The sequence below is a fragment of the Sphingobacterium lactis genome, assembly GCF_051951495.1.
GTDB lineage: Bacteria > Bacteroidota > Bacteroidia > Sphingobacteriales > Sphingobacteriaceae > Sphingobacterium > Sphingobacterium lactis_A.
Genome location: NZ_JBNHAS010000003.1, coordinates 152,638 through 167,024, shown reverse-complemented (window position 1 = coordinate 167,024; position 14,387 = coordinate 152,638). Strand labels below are relative to the sequence as shown.

Genomic DNA, 14,387 nt, shown 5'->3' with positions numbered 1-14,387 from the left:
ACCGAACGAGATCCGAACAAAGTCCGCATAAAATCCTATGTAATACCGTGAGAGTCTCGAAGCAAACTCAAAGGAATCTCGAAGAAAAATAGGGTGAAATACCAATAAATTTCAAACAGATATAGTTCAAGGTCTACGGCAAAATTGATAAGCAAGGATTTGTAAATCTTGTCAAACTACAAGATTCGATTTTTTTATAGGGATATTTTATGGAATTGTTTGGTTTACTGCATCTAGGATAAAAATGATAGACCATGAAAAGAACAACCATCGCTTTAGCTCTGAGCTTCGTATTGCTCGCCAGTGCTAGTTGTAATCAATCCAGAGAACAGGAAGTTTCAATGCCGGAAATGGATCATACTGAAGCTGTAAATAGAAATGATAGTGATCAATCTAAGTCTCTTAGATTAAAGGGGTCTGATGCTGCTGCTGCAGCGTCTGATGCACCAACTGAAAATACTATCGAAAGGTCTCAATCGGTAAATAAACCAAAGATTATTAGGGAAGGTAATATCTCGATTGAGTCCAAAGATGTTAAGACCACTAAGAAGAATCTAGATCAGCAATTGAAACAAATGGGCGGTTATTATGAGCGGGAATCCGCTAATACTGATAATAATAATCAGATCAGTTATGATTTGGTTATGCGAATTCCTTCGGATAAATTGGATGGTTTTTTAACCTCAATAGAAAATGGCAAGGATAAAATTACCTCCAAAAGCCTGACCTCAGAAGATGTTTCTCTGCAGTATTACGATTTGGAATCGCGTTTGAAAAGTAAAAGGGCCTATTTGGAGCGTTATCAAGGCATGGTTTCCTCCGCAAAGAATGTGAAAGAGTTATTGGAAATACAGGAGCAGATTAGGCAATTGCAAGAAGAAATTGATAGCAGTGAAAGCGTGATGCGTAATTTATCTGGACAAGTGAATTATTCGAGCTTACGGATTAATCTTTTTGATTACCAATCGAATTTGCCAATGGGGTCAAATTCATTCTGGTCACGAGTGAAGAGTTCATTTGGTTTTGGAGGTGATCTAATCGCTAATATTGTTTTGGGTATTATCGGTTTATGGCCTATATTTCTCATTGGTTCTGTAGTTGTTTTTTTGGTTTTACGTTGGAGAAATCGTCGAAAAGAGCGTTTTCAAAGTAGAAATCAGTCGTTATAGTGGTTATTTGATTGTTTTCGGCGGCAACAGGATTTTTCTGTTGCCGTCTTTGTTTCAGGGTCTTAGCAGAATATTACATGAAGCTTATATTTTTTGATGTATCTTTGTGCTGTGGAAAAAGCAATAAAATTGGTTGATATACGAAGTTTGAGTTTAGCGCAGCTAAAGGATTCACTAGTGGAGATGGGTGAACAGGGTTTCCGTGCCAAGCAGATTTATGAATGGCTATGGGTAAAATCCTGTACCGATTTTGATGAGATGAGCAACCTTAGCAAGGGCCTTCGCGACAAGTTAAAAGACCGTTTTAGCATCAATTCCGTAAAAGTTAAGGAGTCACAAATCAGTTCGGACAAGACTATTAAGAGTAGTTTTACCTTGTTTGACGGAAATATCATCGAAGGGGTATTAATTCCAGCAGATGATCGTATGACGGCCTGTGTGAGCAGCCAAGTGGGTTGTAGTCTTACCTGTAAATTCTGTGCTACGGGATATATGGACCGTAAGCGTAATTTGAATGCTGATGAAATCTATGACCAAGTTGTTTTGATCAGTAAGCAAGCAGAAGAGAAATATGGACACCCCCTGACGAATATTGTCTATATGGGTATGGGTGAACCTTTATTGAATTATAGCAATATGATGAAATCTGTTGAGCGTATTACGGCTCCAGATGGCTTAAACATGGCAGCCAAGCGGATTACGGTATCCACTGCTGGTATTGCCAAAATGATAAAGAAGTTAGGTGATGATGGCGTACGCTTTAATCTTGCCCTTTCTTTGCATGCTGCAAACGATAAGAAACGTAATGAAATTATGCCTATCAATGAGCAGAATTCATTGGCAGCATTAGCAGATGCACTGAAGTACTTCTATGCAAAAACGAAGAACCCCATTACTTTTGAATATATCGTATTCCATCATTTTAACGATGAATTAGAAGATGCTAAGGAATTAGCCAAATTCTGTAAGCATGTGCCTTGTAAAGTTAATATCATTGAGTATAATCCGATTTCATTAGCTGATTTTGTGAATGCCGATGCTGATAAAATTGAAGAATTTGCAGAGTATTTACGGAAACAGGGGATTATTACCAATGTTCGTCGTAGTCGTGGTAAAGATATTGACGCAGCTTGTGGACAATTGGCTATCAAAGATAAAGACAAAGCCGAACAAGAAGCTTCTGTTTAAACTTTCTCTACTTTCCCCCTTACATTTGATAATTAGCTAACGATTAGCATACATTGAGCTAACAGTATTTTTCGATTTTGTGGAAAATATGTGTTATGCTTCAATTTTTTCTAAATAGCTGGACTTCTTTTTGGACGCTGTTTTACCCAGAAGTCTGCTATGCCTGTCAGAAGAATTTACTGGGTGATGAACATGGAGTCTGTTCTTTTTGCCAATATCATTTACCTTATACCGATGATCACCTAGATTCGAACAATCCTTGTTTTCAACAATTAAAAGGCCGATCACAGATACAATTCGCAACGGCCTTGTTTCGCTTAAGTAATGCCGGATTAGTAGAAAATCTGATTTATAATCTAAAATATAACAGTAAGCCACAAATCGGCTATTATTTTGGCCGTGAATATGGTGCTAAATTGTTGAAATCCCCCTTTTTTGAAAACATTGATCTATTAGTTCCCATTCCTTTACATCCCAAAAGAAAGCGGAAAAGAGGCTATAATCAAAGTACTAAAATAGCGATGGGACTTGCCAGTATCTTGCAGGTGCCGGTTGATGAAACAATCCTATTTCGTACAGTTCAAACCAAAACGCAAACAAGGCTGTCGTCCTTGGCTAGGGTAGCCAATGTAAGTGGTGTTTTTAGCTGTTCGAAAAAACCAGCTATTGATGGTAAGCACATCGTATTAATTGATGATGTGCTAACGACTGGGGCTACTTTGGTATCTGCAGCAGACGCCATAATGGAAAGCTATCCTAATTGTAAGCTTTCCGTAATATGCCTTGCAAAGGCTTCTTAATTCGAGTTGAAAACCTATAAAAGACGGCTTAGTCGTATTTTGCCCGTCTGTTATATAATAACAAATAACTAAATAGAGCCATACCTATTCCAACATAGTCAGCAAATATATCCCACCAATCGGCCTGGCGATTATTGGTAAAATACATTTGCGCTCCTTCAGTTCCGAAAGCAAAAACAGTAGCTGTAATGAATGCGATGGTGAAAGTACGCCATTTTGTAGCTCTTCTTTTGGTGTCTATAACCCGACCGAAAAGTACCAATGTGGTTAATAAATAGAAAGAACCCGTATGTACAAGTTTGTCAAATCCTTCGAAAAAATTTCCTGATGGCAAATCATCGGGCGGCAATAATAGAAGTATCATCATGATAATCGCCCATAAGATTGCCCAAGCGTAATTGATAATCCAGTTCATTGTCCTTAAAAGTCGCATTATTATCTGATAATAAAAAACTATTCGGTTAATTTTTACTGTTTTCCACTATTGTTAACATTCCCAATAAAAAATTTTATCCTTGAAAATCAATGTGTTATAAGATAACTATTGATTTTTATAGTACTATGTATTGCAAAGTACCATCCAAAGGATATATCTTTGTATAGTTATGATAGCAGAAAATACACAAACCCAAATGAGGAAGGGGATACTGGAGTACTGTATCCTTTCTATAATTTCTCGGGGAGAAATATATGCCTCAGACATCATCAGCGAGCTGAAGAAAGCGGAGCTGTTGGTGGTTGAAGGGACGCTATACCCACTATTAACAAGATTGAAGAATAATGGCTTATTAAGTTATAGTTGGCAAGAGTCTACTTCGGGACCACCCCGGAAATATTATCAGATTACAGCGGAAGGCTTAGAAGTACTACGTAGGTTGGATGTGACCTGGAAGGAACTGGTTTTTGCCGTAGAGATATCCATAGCCAACCGAGAAATTTAACCATTAAACTAACTAATATTGTCATGAATAAAACGATTATAATAAACATAAACAGCATCGTATTCCACATTGAGGAGGATGCGTACGAGAATTTACGATCATATATGATCGAGATCAAGCGTCACTTTGGGAAGTCTGAGGATAGCCGTGAGATCTTGGAAGATATAGAGAACCGAATTGCAGAGATGTTTTCTGAGCGTATCCACAGCGGTCGCAAAGAGGTTATCAACATGCTTGATGTTTCTGAAGTTATTGCACAGATGGGGCGCGTAAGTGATTTTGAGAATGAATTTGCGGATGAGCCGAAAGCAGAGGGGACTGCAACAGTTGACGCGGAGGAAAACAATACAGAGAAAACAGCTGAAGGACAAACGGCAGAGGAGTCGACTTATACAGAATCTAATTTTGCGGATTATACCATGTCAAAACGCCTAATGCGCGATATGGATGATAAAATTCTTGGAGGTGTATGTAGTGGCTTGGGTCAATACTTTAATATTGAGTCCAAATGGGTAAGGGTCATATTTGTGTTATTCTTTCTGTTTGGTGGTTCAGGTGTGCTATTATACTTTGTGTTATGGGCCGTTATGCCGAAAGCACTTACTCGAGCTGATAAATTAGCTATGCGTGGTGAGCAAGCCAATCTGCACAATTTCAAAAAATCCTTTGATGAGGAAATGAAGGGATTGCGTGAAAATTTTTCTGGGACCGGCGAGCATATTAATCGAGGCGTTCGTTCGGTAGGGGATGTTTTAGGAAGTGTATTCTCGATAATCGGAAAAATAATGGCTGTCATTACCCTTATCGTTTCCGGGCTTACCGTAATTGGACTCTTTTTCGTGTATGTCATGAACGTTTTAAACCTCATTGGCTACCGTAATGATATTTTCTTTCCACCATTAGAGATGTTGGATAGTAGCTCGGCATTCTTTGCCTTGACTGCAGGAACATTGGCAGTAGGAATTCCATTCTTGGCTTTATTCTTCTTGATGTTACGCATCTTATTTAAGGCTAAGTCGAGCAACAATTATGTGAACATGTCTTTGTTGGCGATTTGGATTGCCTCCATCATTTCGATCATCTATTTTGTGGTTGTAACACAACAAGATTTCCGTGAAGAAAGTACGATTTCTGTTGAAAAGCCATTGGAAAAGAGAGATAGCTATGTGTTTGAGGAAAATGATGTCCGTGTCATCAAGACTTCAGATGAAAATTTCAAAGGAAAGAAATTCGATATTACCTATGATGGTAAGAATATTATGGAAGAGATCCGTTCGGATGTAAGAATTCGATTTGAAGCTATTGACTCGCTTAAGGCACCATATTTAGCATATAATTATATTGCGAATGGTAAAACCTATGGGGAAGCTTCGGAATATGCTTCACAGATTCGCTATGGGGTGAACCAAACGCCTGAATCCGTTATTTTCGACAGTCATTTCTCAATCAATTCAAAACCAGTTTACCGTGATCAGCGAGTATCGATGGTCGTTTATCTTCCAATAGGTTCAAAAGTCACTGTAAACAGAGCTTTAGAGAACAAATTTCAAAATGGTTCGCTTTGGGATTGTTCTAGAGATCCAGAGCAGAAGTATTCGGAATGGTTGATGACGAAAGATGGGTTGAAATGTGTTAGAAAACTGGAAGAAGATAAGTTAAAAGAAGAAGAGAAGGCAAAAGAAGAGGCTGAAAAAGAAGCGAAGAAAGCGGAGAAAGCAGAAAAAAAGAAAAATAAAAAGGCAGCTGAAGCAACCAATTCAGAAGAAGAAGCGTCTACTGATGAGAGCGAAGCATAAAAAAAGATAAATAATACCTAACCAAATAAAATAACATATAACTAAACACTACCATGGGAAGAATAATTGCGCTTATGATTGTCTTACTAACCGGGCTAATTAGTCAATCATTCGCAGGGAACCAAGATGCAGATGTCAAGGGCAAAGTTGTCAATCAGCAAAATCAACCTGTAGCTTCGGCTTCGGTTTATCTGATGGCATCGACATCTAAGGTTTTATTGAAAACAGCTGTCACCGATGAAAATGGTGAGTACAGCATATTAAAAGCACCAAAAGGGAGCTATTTTATACAGGTAAGCTCTGTAGGATTTAACACGGCAAATTCAGCTGTATTTGAATTGGGGGATAAAACAGTGGAGATTCCAACTATTCAGTTGACGGCAGCTAGTCAGGCCATTGAAGCGGTGACTGTGCGTGGTCAAGTGCCAATGGTGCAAAGTAAAGATGGGAAGCTGATTTTAAATGTAGAAAATTCTACCGTAGCCGCTGGAAATAATGCATTGGAAGTAATTAAGCGTGCGCCAGGTGTCAGTGTCGATAAAGATGATAATCTACAGCTGATGGGACAGCAGGGTGTAAATGTGACTATTGATGGTCGCCAAACATTTATGACCGGAGAGCAATTGGCTACTTTCCTGAAGTCTACGGATGGAGCACAAATAAAAAGTGTAGAAGTAAGTACGACCCGTTCGGCTAAAGATGATGCTGAAGGTGCAGTAGGAACAATCAACATTGTTATGAAGAAGAACAACTTGGAAGGCTTTAATGGTACCTTTTTGGCAAGTGCCGGAATGGGTAAGCATTTCCGTGGGAACTCTAGCTTGAGCTTAAATTATAAAAAGAACAATACTACTGTTTTCGGTTCCTATGCTTACACAGATAATAAGCGCCAAATTGATCTATTGTTAGATCGTGACATTAGGAATGCTAATCAAACAACACGTTTTAATCAAGATGCTTATTTAATAGAACGCGAAAAAAGCCATAATTACAAAGTTGGTATTGAGCAAAAAACATCTTTAAAAAACACCATGTTGTTACAGTTTACAGGGAATAACAGCGTGGAAGATGGTGACAACAAAAGTTTGACAAATATCAAACTGACACCTACTTCGCTAGATTCTATCCTGAACTCCACATCGATTAGTCATTCGCCATTCAACCGTTATTCAACCAATTTTAACAATGAATATAAGTTGGACACATTGGGCAGTAAGCTAGTTTTTGATGCGGATTGGAGTATGTTTAAAACAGCAAGTGACAATCATTATATATATAGGACTGAGCGTCCAGATGGCACCTTGCATTATCCTGAACAACAAGAGCGTAGTGCTATGCCAACTGATATCGATATCTATGTAGCAAAATTGGATTGGTTGAAGCAGATGAAAAAGGGAAAATTTGAATCTGGTGTTAAGTATTCCTATGTGAATTCGGACAATAACTTGCAATTTGATTCATTAAATCGCGCAGGAAACTGGGTAGATATTTCAAATCGCTCCAACTTATTCATCTATACTGAACAGATTGCTGCAGCTTATGTGGATTACAGTACCAGCATTGATAAATGGGGACTGAAAGCCGGATTGCGTGGAGAGTATACCATCTCAGAGGGTAACTCGGTAACAAAAGACAAGGTGGTGAATCGTGATTATTTTGATTTATTCCCATCGGCTAATGTAAGCTATAATGCGAGCCCTAATCACATTTTTAATTTAGGCTATGCGAAAAAGGTTACGCGTCCGAATTATCGCTATCTAAATCCATTCCGTTACTACATTGATAAGTTGACTTTTCAAGAGGGAAATCCATATATCAAACCTCAGTACACACATGGAATGACCTTGACCTATACCTATAGACAGATGTTCAACTTCACCTTAGGAATGGATTTGACCAACGATGCCATGGTGGAGAGTATGGGACAGGATAGTATTACGAACGAGACCTGGATTACACGTGATAACCTGGCGAAGACAAGTACCAGCTATATCAATATTAATGCACCATTCCGTATTGGTAAATTCTGGACGATGAACAATAACATCACAGGTATATACATGCACTTTAAAGGACCAATTGCTGGTCACTATGCAGATTTAGGTTCTTTCTTCGTACAAGGAAGCAGTATGCATAACTTCAAGATCAGTCCATCGTTTTCAGCAGAAATGACGATCAATGGTAATACACCATTCTTATACAATGTTTATAAAATTCAGGCAAGGTTAAATTTAGATGCCGGCATGAATTACACTTTCAAAGATCAACGTAGTTCCTTGAAGTTGGCAGTGACGGATGTATTCCGTAGCAGCAGAACCAAGATAACGACAGATTATAACGAATTCCAATCGACGATTAGTCAGTATAATGATAATCAAACGGTTCGATTGACCTATACCTATAAGTTTGGGAACCTCAAGCAGCAATTCCGTAAAAGGGATACCAATTCTGAGGAGACGAATAGGGCTAATTAATAGGTAAAGTTCATTGTTTCAATGTTTAGTTAAGTTTTGGTCGTAAGTTCCCCACTTGCGGCCATCTTTTTTATCAGAAAACCTTAAATTGCGACATGAAATTAAAGCAATTAGTTGTTTTTTGCGCATCCAGTCCAGGGCATGAGTCTATCTTCATGGAATCTGCTAGAATGGTTGGTGAAGCTCTTGTTACGCGCGGTATTAACTTGGTGTATGGTGGTGGAAGAGTAGGTTTAATGGGTGCCATTGCGGATAGCGTCCTGGCTAATGATGGTGAGGTGTATGGTGTTATTCCCAAATTCTTGAACAGTAAAGAGATTGGTCACCGAGGAATCACACAATTATTGGAAGTGGATACCATGCATGAGCGTAAGGCGAAGATGAATTTGCTATGTGATGGTGTGATAGCTCTGCCGGGTGGATTCGGTACTATGGAAGAGCTTTTTGAGATGCTTACTTGGGGACAATTAGGATTACACCAGAAACCCATGGGTTTACTGAATGTAGATGGGTTCTATAATCACCTGATCCTTTTTATTGAACATATGGTCAAATCGGGACTTCTTAAGAAAGAGAATCAAGAAATGCTCTTATTTGCAAATGATATCCACGAGCTTATTGACAAAATGGAAGCTTACGAAGCTCCTTCTGTTCCTAAGTGGCTCAATTTAGAGAAAACCTAATTCCCACGTCTTAGCGAAATGGGAAATAGGATTTTGCATTATAATAACAGATGTCTTGGATTAATTTACCTATCCAAGGCATATCATGTGGTAACTCGCCATTTTTAATATCTTCTGCAAAGATATTGCAGAGCAATCTTCTGAAATATTCATGTCTTGGGAAGGATAAGAAGCTTCGGGAATCAGTAAGCATACCCACAAAGCGGCTTAAAAGACCAATATTAGAAAGAGCAGTAATTTGTCTGGTCATACCATCTTTTTGGTCATTATACCACCAGCCTGAACCGAACTGCATTTTTCCGGCAATATTACCATCATTGAAATTACCTGTCATGGATGCAAAAAGCTCATTGTCCATGGGATTAAGGTTGTAGATGATGGTTTTTCCCAATTGCTGACGGTCTGCCATACGGCCGAAGAATTTGGCCATTTTAGTACCTTGTTTGAAATCGCCAATACTGTCGAAGCCCGTATCAGGGCCTAATTCCTGATATGCCCATTGGTTCGTATTACGGAATGCACCCACATGAAATTGCTGAACCCATCCTTTTTCATGATCCCAACAGGAAAAATGAACTAACATCGCCGATTTGAACTTATCGATTTCAGATTGCAATAAATCAGATCCTCCACGAACTTTCAGGAATATCTGTGCAATTTCTTGTTCGGTATAATCTTCAGCGAAGAAATGGCTTAAGCCATGATCGGAGATACAACAACCGTGCTCTGCAAAGAAGTCGTGCCTGCCTTTTAAAGCATCTAAGAATTCATGGAAATTTTGTATTTCTTGGTTGCTCACCTCGGCCAATTGGTCAACATAAGCATTGTAGTTTTTGGTATGCTCAGGACTCATCGCCTTATCTGGACGAAAAGCGGGATACATTTTAAACCCTACATCTTGTTTGGCAAACTGTTGATGATAAACTAAGCTGTCAACTGGGTCATCCGTTGTACAGATAGCTTCTACCTTCATTTTGTTTAATAAACCATGAACAGCATATTCTGGTGATTTTATTTTCTCATTGGCTTCGGCATAGATTGCTTCCGCAGAATCAGGGTTTAATAAATCGTGAATATCGAAATAGCGTTGAAGTTCGAGATGTGTCCAGTGGTACAATGGATTCCTCATGGTGTAAGGAACTGTTTCTGCCCATTTGCTGAACTTTTCATGGTCAGCAGCAGAACCGGTTATGAATTGTTCATTCACACCATTGGCGCGCATAGCTCGCCATTTATAATGATCCCCTTGTAACCAAGCCTTGGTGATGTTCTCAAATTGGTGGTTTCCTGCAACCTGATCTGGAGGTAGATGATTATGATAATCTATGATCGGAAGGTCCTTTGCATAGGTATGATAGAGTTCTTCTGCAATTGCATGTTGTAATAAGAAGTTTTCGTCAAGAAAAGCTTTCATAAAATACTTGTGTAAGAATATACGTGGTTAATTTCGGGCATGAAAATAATGAATTCAAATTGATAATTGGCTTAATCTACACTTAAATTGTTTAAAATTTTTAGTAAATTAGTGAAAATTAACATTTTAATAATGAAAACACTCCTATTAATCATATCCTTGACCCTTAGCTCCCTATTTTCTTTTGGACAGCACAAGCTCAATCAACTTTGGGAATCTAAAGAGCAACTTCCTGTACCTGAGTTAGTACTGTATGTTCCAGAGCGGAATGAACTTTTTGTTTCCTTGATAGATGGTGAAGGTACAGCTGCAGATGGCAAGGGTGGTATTGCCATTTTAAATATGGATGGCAGCATGAAGAATGCTACTTGGGTAGAAGGATTAAATGCGCCCAAAGGAATGGCTTTGTATAAAGATTTATTATATGTTGCCGATATCAATGAGGTTGTAGTGATTGACATCATTACAGGAAATGTGATCAATCAGATCAAGATTGAAGGGGCTGTATTCTTAAATGATGTAACAGTGGATTCTTTCGGGAAGGTATTTGTTTCGGATACGCGTCAAGGTAAGATTCACCTGATTCAAAATAGTAAGCCAACTTTATACATGAGTGAAGTTCCGAATGTAAATGGCCTTAAAATTATTGATGGAAGTTTATATGCTTTAGCAGGACCTGAGCTTTGGAAGATTAATAATAAGCAAAAGACCGTTATTGCTAAGGGTCTTAAATTGGGTGGAGATGGTCTAGAACCCGTTGGTGATGGAAGCTTTTTAGTGACTTGCTGGGGCGGACTGATCTACCACATTACTGCTGATGGTAAAATCAACCTATTGTTGGATGTAGAAGGTAAAATGAATACTGCTGATTTAGGCTATAATGCTAAAGAAAGAATTCTTTATGTACCGACCTTCCTAAATAATTCGGTAATTGCATATCGCTTAGACTAAGTAAAGGATAAAGAATCGGGGCATTGAAATCTTAATTTCAATGCCCCGATTTTATTTATATTGAAAAACCGTTGTTCTATCTGCTACTTTAATAATTCGGTTAATTTTGCATTTAATGCATCTCCATGCAGGTTTCTAGCGACAATTATTCCTTGTGGATCGATTAATACATTCTGTGGAATAGCCTTAACCCCATAGGTTTGACCTGCAGCATTATTCCAATTCTGTAAATCAGAAACATGTTTCCACGTTAAATTATCATCCTTTACAGCTTTTGCCCAAGGTTCATAATCGCGGTCAAAGGATACACCAAGGATTTCAAAGTTTTTGTCCTTGAAAGTGGCATAGGTTTTTACTAGACTAGGGCTTTGCTTACGGCAATCTGGACACCAGGAAGCCCAAAAGTCAATGAGGACATATTTACCCTTTAAATCTGATAGCGCATAAGGTTCACCTGCAAGATCCAATTGTGTAATACTAGGCGCTTTCTTGCCAATCTGGGTGTTTTTCAAAGCTTTGAGATATCGATCAAATAGAAGTCCATCGTTCGTCTTACGAACCTTCTTATCTAATTTTTTATAGAGATCATTCAATTCCTTATAATTGGGATCATATCCTCCAATTTTCTGAATTAAGCGCAAAGAGTTTACATCTTTAGGATTCGCTTTCACTTGTGCAATCATCTCTTCCTTACTTTGTGCAAATACCAAACTTGGAATCAGCACAAATAGTAACCATAATTTTTTCATTGAACTTATTTATATTCTCAAATTTACTAATATCAGGGGGAGACTTTCGACATTCTCTGTAAAAATAATAACATTTTGTCCGATTTCGATAATTAATGCATACCAATCAAATAGGCATTATGCATTCAGATTAGGGATTTTTAAGTGAAAATGGGTTGTCCAACTATATCTTTACAACAATATTGAAAAACTTATTGCATTTTTTGCATACAAGGTCTAATAAATTATTAAATTTGAAACTCACTAAGGTATTTTTCAATTTAAATGGCAAGATTAAATTTATTAGAGGAAACCCGGTTTGAGAAGGTACCAGTTACGGTATACCCGACTCAGGGTGAAGCTTCTATTCAAGTTGCTCAACGCATTGCTAAGATCATTACAGACAAGCAAGCAAAAGGGGAAAAAGCAGTGCTTGGTTTAGCTACTGGTGCTACACCAGTAAAAGTTTACAAGGAATTGGTAAGAATGCACAAAGAAGGATTAAGCTTCAACAATGTGGTTACCTTTAACTTGGATGAATACTATCCAATGCAGCCTACTGCAGAGCAGAGCTATGTGGTTTTTATGAACAAAAACTTGTTCGACCACATTGACATCCCAAAAGAAAACATCAATATTCCTGATGGAACATTAGCGCCAGAGGATGTGCAAGCATATTGTATGGCCTATGAGCAGAAGATTTCTAGCTTAGGAGGATTAGATATCCAGATTTTAGGTATTGGTCGTACTGGTCACATTGGTTTCAATGAGCCAGGATCTGCACCTAACTCCGGTACGCGATTGGTAACCTTAGATGACCTTACTCGTAGAGACGCTTCGCGCGACTTCGGTGGTAAGGAAAATGTACCAACCAAAGCGATTACCATGGGCGTGGGTACTATCTTCAAAGCGAAGGAAATCGTCCTAATGGCTTGGAATGAGAAAAAAGCAGAAATCGTAAAGAAAGCAGTTGAAGGTGAAATCTCTTCAGATATTCCTGCTACTTATTTACAGATGTCGGATAATGTTGAGTTTATCCTGGATCAGGATGCTGCTTCAGCATTAACGCGCTTTAATCTTCCTTGGTTAGCACATGATGTGGTATGGGAAGCTACTTTGGTTAAAAAGGCCGTAGTTTGGTTATCCCTACACCTAGATAAAGCAATCTTGAAGCTTACTGATGATGACTATAATAACAATGGTATGGCGCAGTTAATCACTGAGCAAGGACCTGCTTATAGTATCAACATTCGTATTTTCAATGAGCTTCAACGTACCATTACAGGATGGCCAGGTGGCAAGCCAGGAGTAGATGATTCAAATCGTCCTGAGCGTGCTGAACCTGCTCATAAAAATGTTATTCTTTTCTCTCCACACCCTGATGATGACGTGATCTCCATGGGAGGTACTTTCATCCGTTTGGCGGACCAAGGACACAACGTTCATGTGGCTTACCAGACTTCAGGAAACACCGCTGTGTGGGACGATGATGTATTACGTTACTTAGAGTTCGTTCAAGATTTTGCTGTTGCTGTAGAGGATGATAACGGGGTTACGCGTAAGATCTATGATGATGCACGTGAATTCTTTAAAATCAAAAAACCTAATCAGGTAGATCCAGAAATTATTCGTACGGTAAAAGGCTTAATCCGTAAAGGTGAAGCAATTGCTGGTGCTCGCTTTGTTGGTCTTCCAGATCAAAATATCCACTTTATGGATCTTCCTTTCTACGATCGTGGAAAATTCTCCAAAGAAGTAGATTTCGAAGATGATATCCAACAAACGATGGAACTATTGCGTCAAGTAAAACCTCAGCAGGTATTTGCTGCTGGTGACTTTGCTGATCCGCATGGTACCCACAAAGTATGTTTCGATATTCTTTTGGAAGCATTAATTCGTCTTCGTAAAACAGATGAATGGACTAAGGATTGTTGGTTATGGTTATACCGTGGTGCATGGCACGAATATCCAATTCATGAAATTGAAATGGCTGTTCCACTTTCTCCACAAGAGGTTAAACGCAAGCGTTTGGCAATCTTTAAACACCAATCTCAAAAGGATCTTCCAGTTTTCCCTGGTGATGATCCAAGAGAGTTCTGGGTTAGAGCAGAAGACCGTACTAGCGAAACTGCGGGATTATACCATCAGTTGGGTCTTGCGAATTATGAAGCTATTGAAGCATTCGTTCGCTGGAAATTCTAAGAAATTAAGTTTAAATATATAGGAATGAAACCTCCGTCGAA

Annotated in this window: 12 protein-coding genes; 9 read left to right on the top strand and 3 right to left on the bottom strand. The window is 38.6% G+C overall.

The window, feature by feature from the left end:
- Positions 1-254: 254 nt before the first annotated feature.
- The 3 genes from ACP6L2_RS12750 to ACP6L2_RS12740 all read left to right on the top strand — a co-directional run bounded on the left by ACP6L2_RS12750 (position 255) and on the right by ACP6L2_RS12740 (position 3,157).
- Positions 255-1,169, top strand: a complete 915-nt coding sequence (locus tag ACP6L2_RS12750) for a DUF4349 domain-containing protein (protein ID WP_440509744.1) — start codon at positions 255-257, stop codon at positions 1,167-1,169.
- 96 nt (positions 1,170-1,265) lie between these two features.
- Entirely contained in the window at positions 1,266-2,357 is a 1,092-nt protein-coding gene (gene rlmN, locus ACP6L2_RS12745; protein WP_440509987.1) for a 23S rRNA (adenine(2503)-C(2))-methyltransferase RlmN, read from the top strand.
- Between the two features lie 95 nt (positions 2,358-2,452).
- Positions 2,453-3,157, top strand: a complete 705-nt coding sequence (locus ACP6L2_RS12740) for a ComF family protein (RefSeq protein WP_440509743.1) — start codon at positions 2,453-2,455, stop codon at positions 3,155-3,157.
- A gap of 28 nt (positions 3,158-3,185) precedes the next feature.
- Here the strand turns inward: ACP6L2_RS12740 and ACP6L2_RS12735 are convergent, their stop codons facing one another.
- Complete coding sequence (locus ACP6L2_RS12735; protein ID WP_440509742.1) at positions 3,186-3,572, bottom strand: VanZ family protein; 387 nt, start codon at positions 3,570-3,572, stop codon at positions 3,186-3,188.
- Positions 3,573-3,762: 190 nt separating this feature from the next.
- Between ACP6L2_RS12735 and ACP6L2_RS12730 the strand changes: the two genes are divergently transcribed.
- The 4 genes from ACP6L2_RS12730 (at position 3,763) to ACP6L2_RS12715 (ending at position 9,051) form a co-directional block, all read left to right on the top strand.
- On the top strand, positions 3,763-4,098 hold the full coding sequence (locus tag ACP6L2_RS12730; RefSeq protein ID WP_344675427.1) for a PadR family transcriptional regulator: 336 nt from the start codon (positions 3,763-3,765) through the stop codon (positions 4,096-4,098).
- A gap of 23 nt (positions 4,099-4,121) precedes the next feature.
- Complete coding sequence (locus ACP6L2_RS12725) at positions 4,122-5,894, top strand: PspC domain-containing protein (protein WP_440509741.1); 1,773 nt, start codon at positions 4,122-4,124, stop codon at positions 5,892-5,894.
- Between the two features lie 53 nt (positions 5,895-5,947).
- Positions 5,948-8,368 carry a TonB-dependent receptor domain-containing protein gene (locus ACP6L2_RS12720; protein ID WP_440509740.1) on the top strand — a complete coding sequence of 807 codons (2,421 nt, stop codon included), beginning with the start codon at positions 5,948-5,950 and terminating at the stop codon, positions 8,366-8,368.
- A 95-nt stretch (positions 8,369-8,463) separates the two neighbouring features.
- Complete coding sequence (locus ACP6L2_RS12715) at positions 8,464-9,051, top strand: TIGR00730 family Rossman fold protein (protein ID WP_440509739.1); 588 nt, start codon at positions 8,464-8,466, stop codon at positions 9,049-9,051.
- Between the two features lie 10 nt (positions 9,052-9,061).
- Here ACP6L2_RS12715 and uxaC read toward each other — a convergent pair whose 3' ends face one another.
- Positions 9,062-10,465, bottom strand: a complete 1,404-nt coding sequence (uxaC, locus tag ACP6L2_RS12710; protein ID WP_440509738.1) for a glucuronate isomerase — start codon at positions 10,463-10,465, stop codon at positions 9,062-9,064.
- 132 nt (positions 10,466-10,597) lie between these two features.
- Between uxaC and ACP6L2_RS12705 the strand changes: the two genes are divergently transcribed.
- Positions 10,598-11,416: an ATP-binding protein gene (locus tag ACP6L2_RS12705; protein WP_440509737.1), complete on the top strand. Its 819-nt coding sequence runs from the start codon at positions 10,598-10,600 to the stop codon at positions 11,414-11,416.
- 83 nt (positions 11,417-11,499) lie between these two features.
- Here ACP6L2_RS12705 and ACP6L2_RS12700 read toward each other — a convergent pair whose 3' ends face one another.
- Positions 11,500-12,165 carry a TlpA family protein disulfide reductase gene (locus ACP6L2_RS12700; protein WP_440509736.1) on the bottom strand — a complete coding sequence of 222 codons (666 nt, stop codon included), beginning with the start codon at positions 12,163-12,165 and terminating at the stop codon, positions 11,500-11,502.
- A 264-nt stretch (positions 12,166-12,429) separates the two neighbouring features.
- Between ACP6L2_RS12700 and nagB the strand changes: the two genes are divergently transcribed.
- Complete coding sequence (nagB, locus tag ACP6L2_RS12695) at positions 12,430-14,346, top strand: glucosamine-6-phosphate deaminase (protein ID WP_440509735.1); 1,917 nt, start codon at positions 12,430-12,432, stop codon at positions 14,344-14,346.
- Positions 14,347-14,387 lie beyond the last annotated feature (41 nt).

What these genes read in the sequence shown, in the direction of transcription:
- ACP6L2_RS12735 (WP_440509742.1), bottom strand. Translation starts at nt 3,572, where the DNA reads ATGAACTGGATTATCAATTACGCTTGGGCAATCTTATGGGCGATTATC.
- nagB (WP_440509735.1), top strand. Translation starts at nt 12,430, where the DNA reads ATGGCAAGATTAAATTTATTAGAGGAAACCCGGTTTGAGAAGGTACCA.
- ACP6L2_RS12740 (WP_440509743.1), top strand. Translation starts at nt 2,453, where the DNA reads ATGCTTCAATTTTTTCTAAATAGCTGGACTTCTTTTTGGACGCTGTTT.
- ACP6L2_RS12750 (WP_440509744.1), top strand. Translation starts at nt 255, where the DNA reads ATGAAAAGAACAACCATCGCTTTAGCTCTGAGCTTCGTATTGCTCGCC.
- ACP6L2_RS12725 (WP_440509741.1), top strand. Translation starts at nt 4,122, where the DNA reads ATGAATAAAACGATTATAATAAACATAAACAGCATCGTATTCCACATT.
- ACP6L2_RS12700 (WP_440509736.1), bottom strand. Translation starts at nt 12,165, where the DNA reads ATGAAAAAATTATGGTTACTATTTGTGCTGATTCCAAGTTTGGTATTT.
- ACP6L2_RS12705 (WP_440509737.1), top strand. Translation starts at nt 10,598, where the DNA reads ATGAAAACACTCCTATTAATCATATCCTTGACCCTTAGCTCCCTATTT.
- ACP6L2_RS12730 (WP_344675427.1), top strand. Translation starts at nt 3,763, where the DNA reads ATGATAGCAGAAAATACACAAACCCAAATGAGGAAGGGGATACTGGAG.
- ACP6L2_RS12720 (WP_440509740.1), top strand. Translation starts at nt 5,948, where the DNA reads ATGGGAAGAATAATTGCGCTTATGATTGTCTTACTAACCGGGCTAATT.
- uxaC (WP_440509738.1), bottom strand. Translation starts at nt 10,465, where the DNA reads ATGAAAGCTTTTCTTGACGAAAACTTCTTATTACAACATGCAATTGCA.
- ACP6L2_RS12715 (WP_440509739.1), top strand. Translation starts at nt 8,464, where the DNA reads ATGAAATTAAAGCAATTAGTTGTTTTTTGCGCATCCAGTCCAGGGCAT.
- rlmN (WP_440509987.1), top strand. Translation starts at nt 1,266, where the DNA reads ATGTATCTTTGTGCTGTGGAAAAAGCAATAAAATTGGTTGATATACGA.